The organism is Streptomyces sp. RLA012, from assembly GCF_056270325.1.
In genome coordinates this window covers 3,639,022-3,660,279 of record NZ_JBWDPA010000002.1, presented here as the reverse complement: position 1 = coordinate 3,660,279, position 21,258 = coordinate 3,639,022, and the positions used below count along the sequence as shown (strand labels likewise).

16 protein-coding genes and 2 pseudogenes are annotated in these 21,258 nt (G+C 71.7%); 12 read left to right on the top strand and 6 right to left on the bottom strand.

Annotated elements, in window-relative coordinates; genetic code table 11:
- Positions 1-119 precede the first annotated feature (119 nt).
- Genes RV986_RS16515 through RV986_RS16500 form a run of 4 tightly spaced genes read right to left on the bottom strand, consistent with a single transcriptional unit; the run spans position 120 to position 7,423 of the window.
- Positions 120-1,871, bottom strand: coding sequence for an ABC transporter ATP-binding protein (locus RV986_RS16515; RefSeq protein WP_475918141.1), 1,752 nt, complete (start codon positions 1,869-1,871; stop codon positions 120-122).
- On the bottom strand, positions 1,868-3,691 hold the full coding sequence (locus RV986_RS16510) for an ABC transporter transmembrane domain-containing protein (protein WP_475924297.1): 1,824 nt from the start codon (positions 3,689-3,691) through the stop codon (positions 1,868-1,870). Before RV986_RS16510 ends, RV986_RS16515 begins: the two co-directional genes overlap by 4 nt.
- Positions 3,692-3,716: 25 nt before the next feature.
- The gene (locus tag RV986_RS16505; RefSeq protein WP_475918140.1) at positions 3,717-5,606 is read right to left on the bottom strand and encodes an ABC transporter ATP-binding protein; all 1,890 of its coding nucleotides are present in this window, start codon (positions 5,604-5,606) and stop codon (positions 3,717-3,719) included.
- Positions 5,603-7,423, bottom strand: a complete 1,821-nt coding sequence (locus RV986_RS16500) for an ABC transporter ATP-binding protein (protein ID WP_475918139.1) — start codon at positions 7,421-7,423, stop codon at positions 5,603-5,605. Before RV986_RS16500 ends, RV986_RS16505 begins: the two co-directional genes overlap by 4 nt.
- Before the next feature lie 136 nt (positions 7,424-7,559).
- Here RV986_RS16500 and RV986_RS16495 point away from each other — a divergent pair.
- Both RV986_RS16495 and RV986_RS16490 read left to right on the top strand, forming a co-directional pair.
- Positions 7,560-7,655, top strand: a pseudogene (locus tag RV986_RS16495) (ABC transporter ATP-binding protein); the annotation flags it as partial.
- A gap of 115 nt (positions 7,656-7,770) precedes the next feature.
- Positions 7,771-8,535: a YqjF family protein gene (locus tag RV986_RS16490; protein ID WP_475918138.1), complete on the top strand. Its 765-nt coding sequence runs from the start codon at positions 7,771-7,773 to the stop codon at positions 8,533-8,535.
- A gap of 25 nt (positions 8,536-8,560) precedes the next feature.
- On the opposite strand, the gene glgX is transcribed toward RV986_RS16490, so the two are convergent.
- Positions 8,561-10,828 carry a glycogen debranching protein GlgX gene (gene glgX, locus RV986_RS16485; RefSeq protein WP_475918137.1) on the bottom strand — a complete coding sequence of 756 codons (2,268 nt, stop codon included), beginning with the start codon at positions 10,826-10,828 and terminating at the stop codon, positions 8,561-8,563.
- A 206-nt stretch (positions 10,829-11,034) separates the two neighbouring features.
- Between glgX and RV986_RS16480 the strand changes: the two genes are divergently transcribed.
- The 7 genes from RV986_RS16480 (at position 11,035) to RV986_RS16450 (ending at position 18,548) form a co-directional block, all read left to right on the top strand.
- A complete protein-coding gene (locus RV986_RS16480; protein ID WP_475918136.1) occupies positions 11,035-12,252 on the top strand; it encodes a L,D-transpeptidase in 1,218 nt (405 codons plus the stop codon).
- Positions 12,253-12,444: 192 nt separating this feature from the next.
- A complete protein-coding gene (locus RV986_RS16475) occupies positions 12,445-13,704 on the top strand; it encodes a L,D-transpeptidase (RefSeq protein ID WP_475918135.1) in 1,260 nt (419 codons plus the stop codon).
- 114 nt (positions 13,705-13,818) lie between these two features.
- Positions 13,819-14,586 (top strand): enoyl-CoA hydratase/isomerase family protein, encoded by a 768-nt coding sequence (locus RV986_RS16470; RefSeq protein ID WP_475918134.1) that lies wholly within the window; start codon positions 13,819-13,821, stop codon positions 14,584-14,586.
- Positions 14,587-14,932: 346 nt separating this feature from the next.
- Positions 14,933-15,436, top strand: a complete 504-nt coding sequence (locus RV986_RS16465; protein ID WP_475918133.1) for an ATP-binding protein — start codon at positions 14,933-14,935, stop codon at positions 15,434-15,436.
- Positions 15,437-15,801: 365 nt separating this feature from the next.
- Complete coding sequence (locus tag RV986_RS16460; protein WP_475918132.1) at positions 15,802-16,632, top strand: polysaccharide deacetylase family protein; 831 nt, start codon at positions 15,802-15,804, stop codon at positions 16,630-16,632.
- A complete protein-coding gene (locus tag RV986_RS16455) occupies positions 16,632-17,822 on the top strand; it encodes a YncE family protein (protein WP_475918131.1) in 1,191 nt (396 codons plus the stop codon). The genes RV986_RS16460 and RV986_RS16455 overlap by 1 nt, the downstream gene beginning before the upstream one ends.
- A 120-nt stretch (positions 17,823-17,942) precedes the next feature.
- Positions 17,943-18,548 (top strand): ADP-ribosyltransferase, encoded by a 606-nt coding sequence (locus RV986_RS16450; protein ID WP_475918130.1) that lies wholly within the window; start codon positions 17,943-17,945, stop codon positions 18,546-18,548.
- Positions 18,549-18,551: 3 nt separating this feature from the next.
- On the opposite strand, the gene RV986_RS16445 is transcribed toward RV986_RS16450, so the two are convergent.
- Entirely contained in the window at positions 18,552-19,187 is a 636-nt protein-coding gene (locus RV986_RS16445; RefSeq protein ID WP_475918129.1) for a GNAT family N-acetyltransferase, read from the bottom strand.
- Between the two features lie 58 nt (positions 19,188-19,245).
- On the opposite strand from RV986_RS16445, the pseudogene RV986_RS16440 reads away from it, so the two are divergent.
- The 3 genes and pseudogenes from RV986_RS16440 to RV986_RS16430 all read left to right on the top strand — a co-directional run bounded on the left by RV986_RS16440 (position 19,246) and on the right by RV986_RS16430 (position 21,247).
- Positions 19,246-20,096 (top strand): annotated as a pseudogene (locus tag RV986_RS16440) (MerR family transcriptional regulator).
- A gap of 48 nt (positions 20,097-20,144) precedes the next feature.
- Complete coding sequence (locus RV986_RS16435) at positions 20,145-20,357, top strand: EF-hand domain-containing protein (RefSeq protein WP_475918128.1); 213 nt, start codon at positions 20,145-20,147, stop codon at positions 20,355-20,357.
- Between the two features lie 110 nt (positions 20,358-20,467).
- Positions 20,468-21,247: an NADPH-dependent F420 reductase gene (locus RV986_RS16430; RefSeq protein ID WP_475918127.1), complete on the top strand. Its 780-nt coding sequence runs from the start codon at positions 20,468-20,470 to the stop codon at positions 21,245-21,247.
- The last annotated feature ends 11 nt before the right edge of the window (positions 21,248-21,258 follow it).

Genomic DNA, 21,258 nt, shown 5'->3' with positions numbered 1-21,258 from the left:
TTGTTCGGCTGCGGGCCGGTGGGGGCCGGTCGCACAGTTCCCCGCGCCCCTGAGGACCGCGCGCCTGGCCCGCGGTCCTTCAGCCCGTCCGGCGTTCGAGGACGAGGACGAGGAAACGGTCAGGTGGTGGGTGGCTCGGCGTGCCAGGAATGCCAGAGGGCCGCATAGGCACCGCCGGCCGCCACCAACTCCTCATGCGTGCCGAGTTCCGTCAGCAGCCCCTCCTCCATCACGGCCACCCGATCCGCGTCGTGCGCGGTGTGCAGCCGGTGCGCGATGGCGATGACGGTGCGCCCTTCGAGCACGGCGGCCAGCGCCCGCTCGGTGTGGCGCGCGGTCGCCGGATCGAGCAGCGCGGTCGCCTCGTCGAGGATGAGGGTGTGCGGGTCGGCCAGCACCACCCGCGCCAGGGCGAGTTGCTGCGCCCGCGCCCCGTCCGTCGGCCGGCCGCGGGGTCCCAGCTCGGTGTCCAGCCCGTCCGGCAGCTCCCGGACCCAGTCGGCGGCCCCGACGGCGGCCAGGGCCGCCCACAACGCGCCGTCACCGGCGGCCGGTTCGGCGATCAGCAGATTGTCGCGGACGGTCCCGAGGAACACATGGTGCTCCTGGGTGACGAGGACGACCTGCCGGCGGAGTTGCTCCGGATCCAGGTCGGCGATCGGCACGCGCCCCACCGTCACCGACCCGGACCGCGGCGCGTCGATCCCCGCGAGCAGCCGGCTCAGGGTGGTCTTCCCGGCACCGGAGGGCCCGACCACCGCCAGCCGTTCCCCCGGCCGCACCGTCAGATCGACCCCCCGCAGCACCTCGCCGCCACGGTCGTAGGAGTAGCGGACGCCCGTCACGTCGATCCGGTCGTCCACCGGCACCGGAGAGCCGGACGCAACCGCCCGCGGGGCCCGCCGCAGCCCCTCCACCCGGGCGAACGAGGCACTGCTGCTCTGCAGTTGCTCGACCTGCATCAGGATCTGGTCCAGCGGCTCGCCGAGCTGGCGCAGATACAGCGTCGCGGCGACCACCGCCCCCAGGCTCGTCCCGCCCCGCGCGTGCAGGAGGCCCCCCACCAGCAGCACGGCGACCACGGGAACGACGTACGACACCTCCACGGCCGGGAAGAACACGCTGCGCAGGAACAGGGTCCTCATCCGCTTGCGGCGGGACGTCTCCAGGGCCTGACGGCTCGCGGTGATCCGGCGCCGCTGCAGCCCGAACGCCTCCACCGTGCGGGCGCCGGACGCGGTGGCCGCGAGGATCTCGGCGACCTCCGAGGTGGCGGCGCCCTCGGCGAGATAGGCGGTGCGCGCGCGGCGCAGATACCAGCGCAGGGTGACCCAGATACCGGCCAGGCCGAGCACCGCGCAGCCGCCGAGCAGCGGGTCGATGACGAAGACGGCGCCGATGATGAACAGCGCCTGCGCGGAGGAGATGAGCAGCTCGGGGCCCGCGTCGCGCAGGGTGTTGCCCACCAGGGTGACGTCGGCGGTGCCGCGCGCGGTCAGATCACCCGTGCCCGCCCGCTCCACGACCGAGGCGGGCAGCGACAGGGCCCGCCGCACGAACTCCTCCCGCACCCGGGCCAGGGTCCGTTCCCCGAAGCGGTGGCCCACATACCGGGCCCACCGCGCCAGCAGCAGCTGCGCCAGCGAGCACACCAGGATGACGAACGCCAGCCGGTCCACGACGTCCACACCGCCCCCGGCCCGCACCTCGTCGATGATCCGGCCCAGCAGCCAGGGCCCGACCAGACCGGCCGCGGCGGCCAGCGCGTTGAGGCCGAGCACGGCGGCGAAGGCCCGCCCGTCCGCGCGGATCAGCCGCATCGACGCGCGGCGCACCTCGGCGGGCTCGGCCACCGGCAGGTGGGTGCTCATCGCACGGCCTCCTCTGCGCCGAGGCCGTCGAGGCCGTCGACGCCTTGGGTGACATCGGTGGTGTCGGCGATATCGGTGGTGTCGGTGACATCGGTGGTGTCAGGAGCTTCCGGACCGTCCAGGGCGTCCGCGGCACGGGCGACCAGCGCCCGGTATCCCGGCTCCCCGTCCAGCAGCCCGCGATGGCTGCCGCTCGCCGCGACCTTGCCGTCGACCAGGTAGTGCACGGTGTCCACCTGGTCCAGCATCAGCGGTGAGGTGCTGGTGACGACGGTCGTACGGCCGGAGCGCGCGGCGCGCAGCCGGGCCGCCACGGCCGCCTCGGTATGCGCGTCGAGCGCCGAGGTGGGTTCGAGGGCGAGCAGTACCTCGGGGTCGGCGAGCAGCGCCCGCACCAGGCGTACGCGCTGGCGCTGGCCGCCGGAGAGGCTGCGGCCCTGCGCGTCGACGGCCGAGTCCAGCCCGTCGGGCAGACCGGCGACGATGTCGTCAGCCACCGCCGCGCGTACCGCCCGGGCGATCGTCTCCTCGTCGTGCTCCCGGCGGCCGGAGACCAGCTCGCGCAGGGTGCCCGCGAACAGATCGGCCTCGTTGTCCGCGACCAGGATCCGCTCGCGCACCTGGGCCAGGGCGAACTCGTCGAGTCGTGCACCGCCCCAGGTCACCGCCGACTCCGCGTACCGGCCGAGGCGGTCGACCACGGCCTCGGACTCCGCGGGAACGGCTCCGACCAGCGCGGTCAGCCGCCCCGGCAGCACCCGTACCCCGGAGTCCGGATCGTGCAGCACCGCCGGGGAGGCGGGTGCGTCCCGTGCGTCGGGGCGGTCGGCGGCGGGCTCCAGGGTCAGGAACCGTGCGACGCGCCGGGCGGCGACGACGGCCCGGCTGAGCTGGTAGCCGCTCTGGATGAAGAAGAACACCGGCAGCACGAGGACCGCGGCATAGCCGTACACGGACACCAGCTGGCCGATGGTGATCTCCCCCTGGGCGGCCAGCCGGGCCGCGAGCCAGGTCACGACGGCGAGGAAGAGGGTCGGCAGGCCCATGCCCAGCGCCTGGATCCAGCTGGTCGTCGCCCCGACCCGGTATCCCTGGGCCCGCAGCTCCTGCGAATCACGGCGGAAGGCGTCCGCGAACAGCCCCTTGCCGCCCAGTCCGTTGAGGACGCGCAGGCCGCCCGCGAGGTCGCCGATCCGCGCGGTCAGCACGCCCTGCCGTTCGCGGTACTCGGTCTCCGCGCCCTGCAGCCGCGCCATCAGCGGGCCGACGAGCCCGACGATCAGCGGCACCCCGAGGAGGATCACCACCGAGAGCTGGACGGAGACGGACAACAGCAGCGCGGCCACCACGCCGTAGGTGGCGATCGCCGCGATGCCGGGGCCGACCACGGTCAGGGACTGGCTGATCGTCTGGACGTCGCCGACGCCGATCGTGACGACCTCCCCCGCGCCGACCTGGCGGGCCAGCGTGGCCCCCAGCCGGGCCGACTGCCCCACCACGACCTTGACCGTACGGAAGTTGGCGTCCATCCGGAGCTTGGTCATGATGCGGTGCCGCACGATGCCCAGCCAGGCGTTGAACACCCCGAGGCCCAGCACGGCGGCGGTCCAGCCGACCAGCGCGCCCTGGTCGCCCGGCTCCAGGCCGTCGTCGATCGCCCGGGACAGCAGATACGGCGGCAACGCCAGGAGCGCCATCCACAAGGTGGCGATCAGCGCGCCGGCCAGGGACCGCCCCGGCTGCCGGGTGACCAGCCACCACAGATACCGCCAGCCGCCCCGGCAGTCCGGCGTCCCCGGTTCCTCGTACGCGTCGATCAACCTCATGCCTTTCACTCGCCGCCGGCTATACGAGGCTGTCGCGCCACGCCCGGTGCAGGTCCGCGAATCTGCCGGTGGACTCGACGAGTTCGGCCGGGCTGCCGTCCTCGACGACCCGGCCGTGTTCCATCACCAGCACCCGGTCGGCGATCTCCACCGTGGACAGCCGGTGGGCGATGACCACCGCCGTCCGGCCGCGCAGAACCGTCGACATGGCGCGCTGCACGGCCCGTTCCCCCGGGATGTCGAGGGAACTGGTCGCCTCGTCGAGGATGAGGACGGCCGGGTCGGCCAGCAACGCCCGGGCGAAGCCGACGAGCTGGCGCTGACCTGCGGAGATACGGCCGCCCCGTTTGCGTACGTCCGTGTCGTAGCCCTCGGGCAGCGCGCCGATGAAGTCATGGGCGCCGATCGCCTTGGCGGCCTGCTCGATCTCCTCGCGGCTCGCGTCGGAGCGGCCGATGGCGATGTTCTCGGCGACCGTGCCGGAGAACAGGAAGGCCTCCTGGGTCACCATCACCACCCCGCGCCGCAGCTCGGGCACGGACAGCTCGCGCAGGTCGACGCCGTCCAGCAGGACCCGGCCGTCGGTGGGGTCGTAGAAGCGGGCCAGCAGCTTGGCGAGGGTCGACTTGCCCGCGCCCGTCGAACCGACGACGGCCACCGTCTGCCCCGCGGGGAGCGTGAGCGAGAAGGTGGGCAGCACCTCGCCGCCGGTGCGGTACGCGAAGCGGACGTCCTCGAAGACGACCTCGCGGCCCGGCTGCGTGGAGGCGAGCGCGGGCAGCGGCCGGGGGGTGGCCGGCTCCGGCACGGACGGCGTCTGGGCCAGCAGGCCCGCGATCTTCTCCAGCGAGGCCGCCGCGGACTGGTACGCGTTGAGGAACATGCCCAGCCGGTCGATCGGGTCGTACAGGCGGCGCAGATACAGCACCGAGGCGGCCAGCACACCCAGCGCCAGCGAACCCCCGGCCACCCGGTACGCGCCCCACAGCACGATCCCCGCGACCGCCGTGTTGGCGACCAGCCGGGAGCCGACGACATAGCGGGCCATCTCCAGCAGGGCGTCGCCGTTCGTGTGCTCGTGGTGCTTGTTGAGCACCCGGAACTCGGCGTCGTTGGCCTCCTCGCGGCGGAAGGCGCGCACCGGCCGGATCCCGTTCATCGTCTCCGCGAACTTCACGATGACGGCGGCGATCGCGGTCGAGCGGAGGCGGTAGATACGGCCCGCGCGGCGCCGGTACTGCCGTACCAGGAGGTAGAGCGGCACGAAGGAGGCCACCGCCACCGCGCCCAGGCCCGGGTCCAGCCAGAGCAGCATCGCCGAGATGTAGACGAAGGACAGGATCACCGTGATGAGTTCCTGCAGACCCTCGCTGAGCAGTTCGCGCAGTGACTCGACGTCCGTCGTGGAGCGGGAGATCAGCCGGCCCGAGGTGTAGCGCTCGTGGAAGTCGATGCTGAGCGCCTGCGCATGGCGGAAGATCCGGCCGCGCAGGTCGAGCAGCACGTCCTGGTTGACCCGGGCGGACGCCTGGGTGAAGGCGTACTGGAGTCCGCCGGCGGCCAGCGCGCACAGCAGGTACCCGGCCCCGACCGCGATCAGCGGGCCGTGGTCGTTCGCGCGGAACGCCGGTACGGCGCTGTCGATGGCGTACGCGACGAGCAGCGGGCCCGCCTGGATCGCGGCCTGCTGGAGCAGGAGCAGCACCATCGTCACCACCACGCGGGCCTTGAGCGGGGTGAGGAGGGAGCGCAGCAGCGTGGCGGTGGCGCCCGGGGGAGTGGGCAGGGCGTCGCGGTCGAAGGGGTCCTGGTGCTTGGGGGACCTCCGTGCCGAACGGTCCTGGCCGGGTTCCCCGTCCGGCCCCCCGTCCGGTTCCTTGTCCGGCGCGGTCGTCGTGGGCGCCGTCATCGGTCGTCCTCCTCGTCACCTGACATCAGATGGGCGTACTCGGCGTTCGTACGCAGCAGTTCGTGGTGGGTGCCGACCGCGGTGATACGGCCGCCGGAGAGCAGGGCGACGCGGTCGGCGAGCAGGACCGTGGACGGGCGGTGCGCCACGATCAGGGCGGTCGTCCCGTCCAGTACCCGGCGCAGCGCGGCCTCCACCGCGGCCTCCGTGTGGACGTCCAGGGCGGACAGCGGGTCGTCGAGGACGAGGAACCCGGGGCGGCCGACGACGGCCCGCGCGAGCGCCAGGCGCTGCCGCTGACCGCCGGACAGGCTCAGGCCCTGCTCGCCGACCTGGGTCGCGGTGCCCTGCGGGAGCGCGTGCGCGAAGTCGGCCTGTGCGACGGCGAGGGCGCGGTCCAGCTCCGGATCCCCCGCGTCGGCCGGGGCGCCCATGAGCACGTTCTCCCCGACGCCGGCCGAGAAGAGGGTGGGCTCCTCGAAGGCCACGGCCACGCGCGCGCGAAGCTCCTCGCGCGGCATCGCCGTGATGTCCTCGCCGTCCAGGGTGATCCGGCCGGACGTCACCTCGTGCAGCCGTGGGACGAGGGCGGTGAGCGTGGTCTTCCCGGTACCGGTCGCGCCGACCAGGGCCATCGATTCACCCGGACGGATGTGCAGATCGATGCGTTCGAGGACGGGGGGCGCGTCCTCGGGGGCGTCGGGGTAGCGGAACCGGACGCCGTGGAAACGGAGTCCGCCGTCGCGCTTCCCGGCCGTGACCGCGGCGGTGGCAGCGACCGCGGACCCGGGAGTGACCGCGGTCGTGTCGGCGGACTCCGGTTTCTCGTCCATCACCTCGAAGTACCGCTCCGTCGCGGTCGCCGCCTCCTGGCTCATCGCGAGGAGGAAGCCGATGGACTCGACGGGCCAGCGCAGCGCGAGCGCCGTGGACAGGAACGCCACCAGCGTGCCGGCGGAGAGGCGGCCGTCGGCGACCTGCACCGTGCCGAGGACCAGGGCGGCGCCGATGGCGAGTTCGGGCAGGGTGACGATGACCGTCAGGATGGAGGCGAGGAGGCGGGCCTTGGCCAGCTCCGTGCCGCGCAGGGTGCGGGACAGCTCACGGAAGGCGCGGGCCTGGCTGCGATGGCGCCCGAAGCCCTTGATGATGCGGATGCCGAGCACGCTCTCCTCGACGACCGTCGTCAGATCGCCCACCTGGTCCTGGGCCCGCCGCGCCACCTGCGAGTAGTGCCGCTCGAAGAGCCAGCAGACGGCCATCAGGGGCAGGGCGGGAGCGAGCAGCACCAGGCCGAGCGTCCACTCCTGGGCCAGCATGATGATGACGCCCACCAGGATCGCCACGGAGTTGACCAGCAGGAACGTCAGCGGGAAGGCGAGGAACTGGCGTACCAGCATCAGGTCGGTGGTGCCCCGGGAGAGCAGCTGACCGGAGGCCCAGCGGTCGTGGAAGGCGACCGGGAGGCGTTGCAGATGCCGGTACAGATCCGCCCGCATGTCCGCCTCGACCCCCGACAGCGGCCGCGCCACCAGCAACCGCCGCAGCCCGAACAGCACCGCCTCCGCGACCCCGAGCAGCAGCAGATACAGCGCGCCGAGCCAGATGCCCGCCGGGTCGTGGTCGGCCACCGGACCGTCCACCATCCACTTGAGGACGAGCGGGAAGACCAGCCCCGTACAGGAGGCGAGGACCGCGACGAAGGCAGCGCCGAACAGCCGCGTGCGCACCGGCCGCACGTAGGGCCACAGGCGCAGCAGGCTGCGTACGGTCGATCGATCGGCTCGGTTCATGGTCCCTGCATCTGGTGTGGACATCACCGGCGAGCCTACGGTTCGGCACTGACAGAGCCCACCGAGTTTTGGCCGGACCCGTGGCGTCGTACCGGCGCATCGACCGATCGGCCGATGCCGCATCGAGCGCGATGGACGATGTGCCCGCTCGCGTCCCGCCGGGATCCTCGGCCCGAACGGCGCCGGCAGGACCACCACCGTCGAGTGCGTGGAGGATCTGCGCGTCCCGGACGCGGGCCGGGTCCGGGTCACCGGACCGGGCGGCGGCGGTCGCGGTGGCGTACGACCGCGGCATCCTGGGCTAGGCCTGGGCTAGGCCTGGGTCGGGGCCCGCCCGGAGGCGCGGTCCGTGCGCGTGGAATGCTGGCGGGGTGTCGACCACACCGCGCACACCCGAGCCCGTCACCCCGGACGCGCCCGCGGCCCTGCGGTGGCCGCTGCTCACCCAGCAGTGGCTCGATCTGGCCTTCGTCCACTGGGCGGTCGACCCGGACGACGTCGCCGGGCTGCTGCCGGCGGGAACCGTCCCCGACGTGCTCGACGGGGTCACCTATGTCGGTCTGGTCGCCTTCCGGATGCACCGGGTCGGCTGGCTCCGGTCGCCGGGAGTGCCGTATCTGGGGACGTTCCCGGAGACGAACGTGCGTCTGTACTCCGTGGACGGGCACGGTCGGCGCGGGGTGGTCTTCCGGTCGATGGACGCGGCCCGGCTGGTGCCGGTGCTGATGGGACGGGCCGGTTTCCGGCTGCCCTACCTGTGGTCCCGCATGGCCGTCCGCACCGACGGCGACCTCGTCACCTACACCAGCTCACGGCGCTGGCCCGGGCCGCGCGGCGCGTACAGCCGGATCGTCGTGCGCAAGGGTGAGCGCGTCACCCGGCCCACGGAGCTGGAGCACTTCCTGACCGCTCGCTGGGGCATGCACAACACCTTTTTCGGCGACACCGGCTACCTCCCCAACCACCACCCGCGCTGGCCACTGCACCGCGCACAGCTGCTCACCTGCGAGGAGAACCTCCTCGCGGCCGCCGGCCTCCCCGTGCCGCCGGGCGCCCCGGTGAGCGTGCTGTACTCCCCGGGCGTCCCGGTCCGCCTCGGCCGCCCCACCCGCCCGGCCGGCATCCCGACCCCCTGAGGCGGCGGGGGCGAGAGCCACGTGCTCAGGCCACCACTCGTAGCAACAGCACCGCCCGAGCCGGCACCGTGACCGTTCCCCCGGCCCGATGCTCGACCCCCGGCACCTGCCCCTGCTCCTCCACCGAGGTGTCGACCACGACCTCGTACCGCGAGGCCCACGGCGGCCCCGGCAACACGAAACTCACCGGCCGGTCCCCGGCATGCAGCACCGCGAGGAAGCTGTCGTCCACGACCGGCACCCCCCGGGCGTCCCGCCCGGGAATGTCCCGCCCGGAGAGGTACATGCCCAGCGTGGCCGCCGGCGCGTACCAGTCCCGCTCCGTCATCTCCGCCCCGCGTGGGGTGAACCACGCCAGGTCCCGCAACCCGTCCACGGAATGCGCCCGCCCGGAGAAGAACGCCCGCCGCCGCAGCACGGGGTGCCGATGCCGCAACGCGATCAGACGGGAGGTCAGGTCGTACAGCGCCCGCCAGCCCGGTTCCTCCAACAGGCTCCAGTCGACCCAGCTGATCTCGTTGTCCTGGCAGTACGCGTTGTTGCTGCCCCGCTGCGTCCGCCCGAACTCGTCCCCGGCGACCAGCATCGGCACCCCGGTGGACAGCAGCAGGGTCGTCAGCAGGTTCCGCAACTGGCGCCGCCGCAAGGCCCGTACGCGCTCGTCGTCCGTCTCCCCCTCCGCCCCGCAGTTCCAGGCCCGGTTGTCGTCCGTGCCGTCCCGGTTCCCCTCTCCGTTGGCCTCGTTGTGCTTGCGCTCGTAGGAGACCAGGTCGCGCAGCGTGAAGCCGTCGTGGGCGGTCACGAAGTTCACCGAGGCGTAGGGGCGCCGACCGCCCCAGGCGTACAGGTCGCTCGATCCCGAGAGGCGGTAGCCCAGGTCCCGTACGTCCGGCAGCGCGCCCCGCCAGAAGTCCCGCACCGCGTTGCGGTAGCGGTCGTTCCACTCCGTCCACAGGGGTGGGAAGGCGCCCACCTGGTAGCCGCCGGACCCGACGTCCCACGGCTCGGCGATCAGCTTCACCCGCCGCAGCACCGGATCCTGCGCGATGACGGCCAGGAACGGCGACAGCATGTCGACGTCGTGCATCGAACGGGCCAGCGCGGCCGCCAGGTCGAAGCGGAAGCCGTCCACGCCCATCTCCGTCACCCAGTACCGCAGCGAGTCGGTGATCAGACGCAGGACGTGCGGCTGCACCACGTGGAGCGTGTTGCCGCAGCCCGTGTAGTCCGCGTACCGGCGGGCGTCCGACTGGAGCCGGTAGTACCCCCGGTTGTCGATGCCGCGCAGCGACAGCATCGGGCCCAGCTCGCCGGCCTCCGCCGTGTGGTTGTAGACCACGTCGAGGATGACCTCGATGCCGGCGGCGTGCAGCGCGCGCACCATCCTCTTGAACTCGCCGACCTGCTGTCCCGTCGTCCCGGAGGCGGCATAGCCCGCGTGCGGGGCGAAGTAGCCGATGGAGTTGTAGCCCCAGTAGTTCTTCATCCCGCGCCGCAGGAGATGGTCCTCGTGCGCGAACTGATGGACGGGCAGGAGTTCCACGGCCGTGACGCCGAGCCCGACCAGGTGCTCGATCGCCGCCGGATGGGCCAGCCCGGCGTACGTGCCGCGCAGTTCCTCCGGGATCCCGGGGTGCAGCCGGGTGAAGCCGCGCACATGCAGCTCGTAGATCACCGAGTCCGCCCACGGGGTCTTCGGGCGGTGGTCGTCCGCCCAGTCGTCGTCATCGTGGACGACGACGCCCTTGGGGACGTACGGCGCCGAGTCCCGGTCGTCGCGCACGGTGTCCGCGACCTGCTGCTGGGGCCAGTCCCGGACGTGTCCGTACACCTCGGGCGGCAGACTGAAGTCGCCGTCCACGGCACGGGCGTACGGGTCGAGGAGCAGCTTCGCCGGGTTCCAGCGGGCGCCGGTCCACGGATCCCAGCGGCCGTGCACCCGAAAGCCGTAGCGGCGGCCGGGCAGCACACCGGGGACGAAACCGTGCCAGATCTCATGGGTCAGTTCGGTGAGCGGGACGCGGGTCTCGTGCACCTCGCCGTCCCGTTCGTCGAAGAGACAGAGGTCGACGGCCTCCGCTCCGCCCGCCCACAGGGCGAAGTTGGTGCCCGTGGCACCGTCGGGGCCCACGCGAAAGCGCGCCCCGAGCGGGGTCGGGGCGCCCGGCCAGACGGACACGGCGGGCGCCGGCGTCCGCTGGGCGCCGTTCAGCGCGGGGGCCGGCTGCGCGGGCACCCGGTCGCCCGCCGCCCGTCCCTCCGGCACTGCCTCCTGCTCGGCTGCGCTCGACACCGTTCAGCCTCCTGCGGCTCGGGGGAACGGCCCGAAAAGGAGCGTGCGGTGTCCCGACTCCTCTTCCCGGCCCGTTCGCCTACGGGACGCCACAGCCGGTGCGGCTCACGGGCGCGGCTCCCCGTCGCGTCGTCCTCCCCACTGTTCTGCCCAGCGCTTGGCTCGCACTCACGTTTCCCTGGAGGCGCACAGTCGTTGGGTCCTCTGTGAAGCACGTACAGACACGCGCGCGGCGCGCAGGGGCCGCGCTGGCCGCCGTACTGACCTGGGCCGGCCTGCTGGCCGGAGCCGCCGGCTGCACCGGGGACGGGGTGGAGGAAGTGCTCGGCAAACCCCCTGCCGCCGAGGACGTCATCCGGGTGTCTCCCGACGACAACAGCAAGGGAGTACGCCCGCAGGAGCCGCTGCGGGTACGGGTGCCCAGTGGCCGGCTGGAGTCCGTGCAGGTCGTCAAGGACCAGGACGCACAGGAGTCCGCGGTGCCCGGACGCGTCTCCGCCGACGGCCTGAGCTGGCGGCCCGACGACCCGCGGCTCGTGCTGGGCGCCAAGTACACCGTGGATGTCGTGGCCCTCGACGGACGCGGACGGCGCTCGGCGCGGCACACGACGTTCACGACGTACGTCCCCGCGGAGCGGTTCATCGGATATGTGACGCCGGAGAACCGCTCCACCGTCGGCACCGGAATGATCGTCTCGCTCACCTTCAACCGGGAGATCGAGAACCGGGCCGCCGTGGAGCGCGCGATCCACATCGAGGCCAGTCCCGCGGTGGAGGTCCGCCCGCACTGGTTCGGCAAGGACCGCCTCGACTTCCGGCCCCGGACGTACTGGAAGCCGGGCACCAGGGTGACGGTCGGGCTGCGGCTGCGCGATGTCGAGGGAGCACGGGGCGTGTACGGACTCCAGTACAAGACCTACTCCTTCACGGTCGGCCGCAGCCAGGTCTCGCTGGTCGACGCCGCCGCGCACACCATGGAGGTACGCCGCGACGGCGACCTGTTCGCCACCGTGCCGATCACCGCGGGCGCCCCGAAGACGACGACGTACAACGGGAAAATGGTCGTCATGGAGATGCTGGAGGTGACCCGGATGAACAGCCGCACGGTCGGCTTCGGCGGCGAGTACGACATCCCGGACGTGCCGCACGCGATGCGGCTCAGCGACTCCGGGACCTTCCTGCACGGCAACTACTGGGCGTCGGACGTCTTCGGCAGCACCAATGTCAGCCACGGCTGCGTCGGTCTGAAGGACGTGAAGGGCGGCAGTTCCGACACCCCCGCGGGCTGGTTCTTCGACCGCAGTCTCATCGGCGACGTCGTCGAGGTCGTCAACAGCAACGACAAGGAAGTCGCTCCCGACAACGGGCTCGGCGGATGGAACATGGGCTGGAAGGAGTGGAAGGCGGGCGGCGCCGTGAAGTAGCCCGGCTCAGGGGTCCGCACGCGCCGTACGGGAGGGGACTCCAGCGCGCCCCACACACGGTCGAACTTGGGACTGAACAGTGACAATCCCGGGGAGCCATCGCTTTGAGCCGTGTGATTAATTAGCGCGATACGCGCGGGGACGCGCTGGGGTGCGGGCCTGGGACAGAGGCCGTGCGAGGGGAGAACAGACTTGAACGGGCGACCGATATCGGGGGCGTCGGTTGGAACGCGGGCACGGGGGAGCAAGGCGAGCACGGGAGTCCTGGCACTGTTGCTGGGCGTGCTGCTGCTCGCCGTGACCGCGTGCGGCGGGGGAGGGGACTCGGACTCCGGGTCCGGGAACGGCAAGGACAAGAGCACCGGCAGTTCCGGCAAGGCGGACACCAAGGTCTCGCAGGCCGTGGTGACCATAGCCCCCAAGGACGGCACCGACGGCGTGGCCACCAGCGGGGCCCTCAAGGTCACCGCGGCCAAGGGCAAGCTGACCGAGGTCGAGGTCGAGGACACCAAGGGCAACGCGGTCGACGGCGAGATAACCGGCGGGGGCGCCACCTGGACGCCCGCGACGCACCTCGCCGCCGCCACCAAGTACAAGGTGCACGCGGTGGCCAAGGACTCCGACGGCCGTGAGGCGGCCGAGGAGTCCGCCTTCACCACCCTGACCCCGAAGAACACCTTCGTCGGCTACTTCACGCCCGAGGACGGTTCCAAGGTCGGCGTCGGAATGCCCTTCTCGATCCGCTTCACCCGGGGCATCACGCACCCGGACGACGTCGAGAAGGCCATCAGGATCAAGACCGAGCCGGCCGTCGACGTCCAGGGCCACTGGTTCGGCAACGACCGCCTCGACTTCCGTCCCGAGCAGTACTGGAAGGCCGGTACGAAGGTGACGGTCGACCTCAACCTCGACGGTGTCGAGGGCAGGTCCGGCGTCTACGGCAAGCAGGTCAAGACCGTGTCCTTCACGATCGGCCGCAGCCAGGTCTCCACCGTCGACGCCAAGAGCCACAAGATGGTCGTCAAGCGTGACGGCAAGGTCTACAAGACCATCGCGATCACCACGGGCAAGCCGGGCTACGACACCTGGAACGGCCAGATGGTCATCAGCGAGCAGCTCCGGGTGACCCGTATGAACGGTGAGACGGTCGGCTACGGCGGCGAGTACGACATCAAGGACGTGCCCGACGCCCAGCGCCTGACCGACTCCGGCACCTTCATCCACGGCAACTACTGGGGCGGCGACGCCTTCGGCAACTACAACGCCAGCCACGGCTGTGTGGGTCTGCGCGATGTGCGCGGCGGCGGCGACCGCAGCGCGCCGGCCGCCTGGTTCTTCGACCACTCCATCGTCGGCGACGTGGTGATCGTGAAGAACTCCCACGACAAGACGGTCGCTCCGGACAACGGCCTCAACGGCTGGAACATGTCCTGGGCCTCCTGGACCGCCTGATCGTTTCGCCCTGACGGGCCCGGAACGCTCGCCCTGACGGGCCCGGTGTGCCCGGTCACTCCTGTGACCGAGCACACCGGGCCCGTTGTCGTTAGCGCGCGTTAACCTGCCTGCATGACTGTGCATCTCGAAGTGGCCGAAGGCGTCGGAACGCTGCGTCTGGACCGCCCTCCCATGAACGCGCTGGACATCGCCACGCAGGACCGGCTCAAGGAGCTCGCCGAGGAGATCACGCGCCGCGCGGACGTGCGCGCGGTGGTGATCCACGGCGGCGAGAAGGTGTTCGCGGCGGGCGCGGACATCAAGGAGATGCAGGCCATGGACCACGCGGCGATGATCGTACGGTCCCGGGCCCTGCAGGAATCCTTCAGCGCCGTGGCCCGCATCCCCAAGCCCGTCGTCGCCGCCGTCACCGGGTACGCGCTGGGCGGGGGCTGCGAGTTGGCGCTCTGCGCGGACTTCCGTATCGCCGCGGAGAACGCGAAGCTGGGCCAGCCGGAGATCCTGCTCGGCCTGATCCCCGGCGCCGGCGGCACCCAGCGCCTGTCCCGGCTGATCGGTCCCTCCAAGGCGAAGGACCTGATCTTCACCGGCCGGATGGTGAAGGCGGACGAGGCGCTGGCGCTGGGCCTGGTGGACCGGGTGGTGGCCGACGACGCGGTGTACGCCGAGGCCTGCGCGTGGGCCGCGAAGCTGGCGCAGGGTCCCGCACTCGCGCTGCGTGCCGCCAAGGAGTCGATCGACGCGGGGCTGGAGACCGACCTCGAAACGGGTCTGGCGATTGAACGGAACTGGTTCGCGGGGCTGTTCGCGACGGAGGACCGGGAGCGCGGGATGCGCAGCTTCGTGGAGGAGGGGCCGGGGAAGGCGAAGTTTCTCTGATCCCCGGCGGCGGCCTCGTTGACGCGATTTTCCCGCGAGCGCCTCGTCGACGCAGCGAAAATCACGCTCCAAGTTCCGCTGATCCACTTGCAGTTGACGCGGTGTCTTACCCGCCGTCCCCCGAAGGGCTGGTTTATGCCAGCCTTAAAGCAACCTTAAGGCTGACTTGTGCGGGGTGGTTGGCGATTGCCGCCAAGTGGGGCATACCGCCAGGTCAGATGGGCTCCGGCGACCCCTGAACTGCCGCAGGCATATGCCGATCGAATGGCGCGGAATGGAGGGTTCCGGGGGGCGTATTCCTCCGGAACCGCCCCGAAGGGCGCTCTGGACGGCCATGATGGGGGGCATGGCGGGGCTGGAGGGTATCGAACAGCCGCGGCGGCACGGAAGTGCGACCGCGGCGCGCTGGTCGCCTGCGGTCGAGGACGAACGGGCGCTCAAGGCGCTCGAGTTGTTCGGCAATCCGACGGAGGCAGAGGTTCCGCTGCCGTCCCGCCCCGAGTCCGCGGCCACCGCGCGGCGGCTCACCCAGGTCATCGTCCTGCGTCACTGGGGGCTCTCGCCGAAGATGACCGAGGACGCCGTGTTATTGGTGTCCGAGCTCGTCGGCAATGCCGTACGGCACACCGGTGCCCGCGTCTTCGGACTTCGGATGCGGCGCCGCCGGGGCTGGATCCGTGTCGAGGTCCGTGACCCCTCCCGTGGCCTTCCCTGTCTGATGCCGGTCCAGGAAATGGATCTGAGCGGCCGCGGTCTCTTCCTCGTGGACAAGCTCTCCGACCGCTGGGGCGTCGACCTCCTGCCCCGCGGCAAGACGACCTGGTTCGAGATGCGCGTCACCGACCGCTGACCGGCCGCGGCCCCGGTTCCGGCCCCCGACGCACGGAAACCCCGGCCGCGGTGCGACCGGGGTCCCCTGCGCGCCGCGGGACGAATTGGGGTGTGAACCGCGGCGCCGACGACGACCATGGCCCGGGTCAATGGGTGGAAGTCGCACCGCAGACTATGACAGACGCCGGTGACCACCCCAAAGGCGGTTAGGGGTACGGTCCGCGACCCGCGCCCCGCCCATCGGGCAAATCGTCCGTTTTCTTACCCTGACAACCTTAAATGGTGCGAGTGATCACGCCCGCCCGTCCCCCTCAGCAGCCCATCGAAGCGAACAACGGAGCGAACACCGGAGCAGGCGCCGGAGCAGGCGCCGCACGAGACTCCGTGCGAGACGTCGCGCGTACGGCGCCGGATCGGCGTGCGGCGCTGCGGTCGGGCGCCGCGCTCGCCGCCGGGACCCTGACCGCCGGGACACTCGCCGCCGGGTGCTCCGCGACCGGCGCCGTCGCGCACCCGGCCGCTGCCTCCCGCCCGCCCGGCACACTTCGCGCGGGGCCCTCCGCGAAGCCCTCCGGCAGGCCCCTCGCCGCGCCCGCCCCCCGCAGCTTCCCGCGGCAGCCCGCCGAGATCACCCACGGCCCCCGCGACCGCCCCCGGGTCGCCCTCACCTTTCACGGCCAGGGCGACCCGGCCCTAGCCAAGTCGCTGCTCGGCGAGGCCGAGAAGGGCGGCGCCCGGGTCACCGTGCTCGCGGTGGGCAGCTGGCTGGACGAGCACCCGGACGTGGCCCGCCGCATCCTCGACGGCGGCCACGACCTCGGCAACCACACCCTGCGCCACCTCGACGTCAACGCGATGTCCGAGGCGGCGGCGGAGGCGGAGATCCGGGGCTGCGCGGAGCGCCTCAGACGGCTCACCGGCTCGATCGGCACCTGGTTCAGGCCCTCCCGCACCCCGCGTGCCTCCCCCCTGGTGGAGAGCGTGGCCCGCCGTGTGGGCTACCCGCACGTCCTGTCGTACGACGTCGACTCGCTCGACCACACCTCGCCGGGCGCCCCCGCCGTCATCCGCCAGGTCATCGGCGGGATCCGCAACGGGTCCGTGGTGAGCCTGCACTTCGGGTACGCGGACACGGTCGCCGCACTCCCCGCCGTCCTGGAAGAACTCGGCCGGCGCGGGCTGCGCGCGGTCACCACCACGGAGCTGCTGAGCTGATGCACCGCAACCGGAACCTCACCAGGCGCACCCTGCTCGCGGGCGCCGTACTCGTCGTGCTCGCCGTCCTCCCGGGGTGCGGCGGCGGCTCCGAGGAGCAGGCGAACACGGCCCGCGACACCCAGGCCGCGGTCAAGCCGGCCCAGCCGAAGCGGGCCCAGGGCCTGGCCGGCATGCCGCCCGTGCTCGACCCGAAGGACGTCTACGCCGCCGACCGCCCGAACAGGCTCTCCCGGGTCGTCAAGGACTTCCCGTCCCGCGTCTACGTCCCCAACACCCTGTCCAACACCGTCTCCGTCATCGACCCGAAGACGTACGAGGTCATCAAGACGATCCCGGTCGGCGCCCAGCCCCAGCACGTCGTCCCGTCCTGGGACATGAAGACGCTCTGGGTCAACAACGACAAGGGCAACACCCTCACCCCCATCGACCCGAGGACCGGCAGGGCGGGCCGGTCCGTCGGCGTGCACGACCCGTACAACCTGTACTTCACGCCCAACGGCAAGTACGCGATCGTCATGGCCTCGCTCGACCGTGAGCTGGTCTTCCGCGACGCGCACACCATGAAGCGGGTCAAGACCGAAGCGGTCGGCTGCTACGGCGTCAACCATGCCGACTTCTCCCTCGACGGCCGCTACTTCATCGTCTCCTGCGAGTTCAACGGTGAGGTGCTGAAGGTCGACACCGAGAAGATGGAGGTGGTCGCACACGAGAAGCTGCCCCTCCAGGGCGCGATGCCGCAGGACGTCAAGGTCTCCCCCGACGGCAAGAGGTTCTACATCGCCGACATGATGGCGGGCGGTGTGTGGATCCTCGACGGGGACCGCTTCACCGTGCCGAAGCTGCTGCCCACCGGCGAGGGCGCGCACGGCTTGTACGTCAGCCGCGACTCGCGCGAGATGTACATCTCCAACCGGGGCGAGGGCAGTGTCTCCGTCTTCGACTTCACCAAGAACAGGCTGACCAAGAAGTGGCACCTGCCGGGCGGCGGCAGCCCCGACATGGGCGGCGTCTCGGCCGACGGCAAGATCCTGTGGCTGTCGGGCCGTTACGACGCGGAGGTGTACGCCATCGACACCCGCACCGGCGTCCTGCTCGCCCGCGTCCCGGTCGGCAGCGGCCCGCACGGCCTGGCGGTCTACCCGCAGCCGGGCCGCTACTCGCTCGGCCACACCGGCATCTTCCGCTGACGCACGGACAGTCGATCCAAGAACGGGTGGTCCAAGGACAGTTGACCCGGAGGCGGTGACACGCCGCCGTACGAGTGAAGATCCCCGGCCCGTCGCCGCAGAACCGAGATCGTGCACCCCATGATCACAACTCGCCTGCGGCGTCGGGCCGTCGTCGTCGTCTCTCTCACGGCCGTGCTCGCCACCTCGGCCGCGACACCCCCCGAGACCCCCGCCGTCCCGCTCGCCAGGGCCGCCGCACCGAACTGTCCCCGGTTCGACGATCCGGTCAAGGCCGCCGCCGACCACCGCGTGGACGTCGGCCGCATCACCCCGGACCCGGTCTGGCGCAAGACCTGCGGCACGCTCTACCGCAGTGACAGCCGGGGCCCCGCCACCGTCTTCGAGCAGGGCTTCTCCCCCAAGGACGTCATCAACGGGCAGTACGACATCGAGCAGTACGTCCTGGTCAACCAGCCCTCGCCGTATGTGTCGACCACGTACGACCACGACCTGTACAAGACCTGGTACAAGTCCGGCTACAACTACTACATCGACGCACCCGGCGGCGTGGACGTCAACAAGACGATCGGCGACACCCACAAGTGGGCCGACCAGGTCGAGGTCGCCTTCCCCGGCGGTGTCGCGCGCCAGTACGTCATCGGCGTCTGCCCGGTCGACAAGAAGACCAAGACCGAGATCATGAGCGACTGCGAGAGCAACCCGTACTACCAGCCCTGGCACTGAGGCTCAGCCCGCGGTGAGCAGCGCCTCCGCGCCCACCGGACGATAACCGGCCGCCTGGAACGCCCGCAGACTGCGGGCGTTCCCCGGGGCCACCTGCGCCCAGACCGGCTCGTCGGCGAGATGCCGCGCCGCCGTGGCGAGAGCCCGCCCGAGCCCCCGGTGCCGTACCTCCTCGGCCACCTCCACCGCGGCCTCCAGCCGGCCCGCCACCCCGTGCCCGAGGATCAGCACCCCGCCCTCGGCCGTCCACACGCGGACGCGGTCCCGGTGTCCGCGGGCCCGGACGACCCGGGGATGGTCCGGTTCGTCGATCTCCGTCAGGTCCACCGCGGGCCGCCCCGGCAGCGGCGTGCCGACGGTGAGCAGGTCGACGGTGTCGTTCGACCGCCCCGTGCGCTCCAGGAACGCGGCGAGGAAGCGGGGGTTGAGGGACGCGGAGAGAGGGTCGCAGTCGACGCGCGCCAGGGTCTCGCGCACCCACCCCTCGTCCTCGTCGGTGAAGACGACGGAGTGCGCGGTGAAGGCGAGGACACCGGCGTCGCGGGGGGAGCGCTGCGGTACGACGGTGGTGGAGCCGTCGGCGGGCGGGAACACCCCCCGCGCGGCCGCGTCCAGAATGTCCCGCAGCTCGTCGCCCATCCCCTCACCCCTCCCGCCGCTTGAGTCTCCACCCACTGGAAGGCCCAGACTCGCAGACATGATCGACGACGGCACCGGACTTCTCACCATCGGCGAGCTGGCCCGGGCCACCGGCCCGGCCGTGCGCATCATTTGTTGTCGAACGCTCGCCCAGTACTCCACCCTTCGGGGTGTAGGGCCGGGACATCTCCGCCGTAGTGGCCCGGAGCGGCGCTGCGCCAGGGTTAGGGTCGCCTTGTCGGACAACGGAGTTGTCCGACCTGCCGCCGGACGGGCGGAAAGTGACGCCTGTGGAGGCCCGTGTAAGACCAGCTCCCGCAAGGGAGAGGGCGGGGGCCTATGAAGCAGGAACCCGTGGTGGCACCGTGTAGCGGTGCGGACCGGAATTGTCTGCGTTCACGCAGGCGAGGGCGTCAATGGTCGGACGAGGGTGCTTTGCCCACGGCGGTGGACCGCATCCGCTCGCGGACGCGGAACACCGCCGCCGACCTGCCGGACGAGCCGACGCCCGAGCGGGTGGACACCTGGGTGGAGTCGGCCGAGCTGTTGCAGGATCCGGAGTTCCGGACGCAGATGCGGAGGGTGGCCGAGTTCAACGCGGCCGACCAGGACCGCGCCGCGGTCGCCGGGCGATCCGTGTGGTTCCCCATGCGCCTGCTCCAGTTGGGGACTGAGGCCCGGGCCCGGGGAATCGCCCCCGAGTCGCCGGAGGCGGAGGCGATCCTGCGGGAGGTGCTGGGGGACGGCGACCTGGCCGTCGTACTCGAACGCATGGAGTCGGCGTCCAATGATCGGCTCGCCCGGTACCGGGAGTTGCTGTCCCTGGTGAAGGGCGCGGGGACCCCGTCCGCGCACCGTGCGGAGTTCGGCTGGGTGGTCGCTGCACTGAGGGCCGGCGCGGACCGTTAATCTGACCACCGTAAACACGGCGTTAATGCACTACGGAGGGGCGGATCGGTGGCGGACATCGAGGAAGCACGCAAGCAGTTCCAGCGGATCGATACGGACGGTGACGGTTTCATCACCGCGGCCGAGTTCAAGAGCGCCCTCGCTCAGGGCGGCGACTGGAACGTCACCGATTCGGTGGCGGACGCCATCATCGCCACCCGCGACCTCAACGGGGACAAGGTCCTCTCGTTCGACGAGTTCTGGACCCACCTGAACAAGTGAGCCGGACAGGGGGCGCCCACCGGTGATCCGGCGGGCGCCCCTTCGTCATGGGGCGCCGCCGCGCCTCGTACTACATCGACCAGGGAGTGGGCCGGACCGGATGAGGCCGGATGGGGATGAGGTACGAACGGCGGTCACCCGGTTGCCGTACGTGCCGGAATAGGCGCCCTTGTCCCGTGGTTGACGCTCGCCGTCAGTGGCGTCAAGCACGGAAGGGCCCCTCACCCATGAAGATCGGCATCATCGGCGCGGGCAACATCGGCGGCAACCTGACCCGGCGGCTCACCACGCTCGGCCACGACGTCTCCGTCGCGAACTCGCGCGGCCCGCACACCCTCACCGCGCTGGCCGAGGAGACCGGGGCGACCCCCGTCACGGTCGGGGAAGCGGCGCGCGGCGCCGAGGTCGTGGTCGTCACGATCCCCCTGAAGGCGGTCCCGAATTTGCCGGACGGGCTCCTGGACGGAGCCGCCGAGGGCGTCGCCGTCATCGACACCGGCAACTACTACCCCCGGCAGCGCGACGGCAGGATCGCCGCGATCGAGGACGAGGGGCTGACCGAGAGCGGCTGGACGGCCCGGCAGATCGGCCACCCCGTCATCAAGGCCTTCAACGGCACGTACGCCCAGGACCTCCTGGACCGCCCGCGCCCGGCCGGCGCCCCCGACCGCCTGGCGCTGCCGGTGGCCGGCGACGACGAGACGGCGAAGCGGGTCGTACGCGAGCTGATCGACGAACTCGGCTTCGACACGGTCGACGCCGGCCGTCTCGACGACTCCTGGCGCCAGCAGCCGGGCAGCCCGGTGTACGGCCTGCAGGCGGGGCGCGACGCGGTGACGAAGGCCCTCGCGGAGGCGTCCCCGGAGCGCCCGGCGGAGTTCCGCGGCTGAGACCGGGCGCG

Excerpts from the sequence above, each read along its gene's own strand:
- RV986_RS16515 (WP_475918141.1), bottom strand. The coding sequence starts at position 1,871 with ATGAGCACCCACCTGCCGGTGGCCGAGCCCGCCGAGGTGCGCCGCGCG.
- RV986_RS16505 (WP_475918140.1), bottom strand. The coding sequence starts at position 5,606 with ATGACGGCGCCCACGACGACCGCGCCGGACAAGGAACCGGACGGGGGG.
- RV986_RS16500 (WP_475918139.1), bottom strand. The coding sequence starts at position 7,423 with ATGTCCACACCAGATGCAGGGACCATGAACCGAGCCGATCGATCGACC.
- RV986_RS16470 (WP_475918134.1), top strand. The coding sequence starts at position 13,819 with ATGACTGTGCATCTCGAAGTGGCCGAAGGCGTCGGAACGCTGCGTCTG.
- RV986_RS16465 (WP_475918133.1), top strand. The coding sequence starts at position 14,933 with ATGGCGGGGCTGGAGGGTATCGAACAGCCGCGGCGGCACGGAAGTGCG.
- RV986_RS16455 (WP_475918131.1), top strand. The coding sequence starts at position 16,632 with ATGCACCGCAACCGGAACCTCACCAGGCGCACCCTGCTCGCGGGCGCC.
- RV986_RS16450 (WP_475918130.1), top strand. The coding sequence starts at position 17,943 with ATGATCACAACTCGCCTGCGGCGTCGGGCCGTCGTCGTCGTCTCTCTC.
- RV986_RS16445 (WP_475918129.1), bottom strand. The coding sequence starts at position 19,187 with ATGGGCGACGAGCTGCGGGACATTCTGGACGCGGCCGCGCGGGGGGTG.
- RV986_RS16430 (WP_475918127.1), top strand. The coding sequence starts at position 20,468 with ATGGGGATGAGGTACGAACGGCGGTCACCCGGTTGCCGTACGTGCCGG.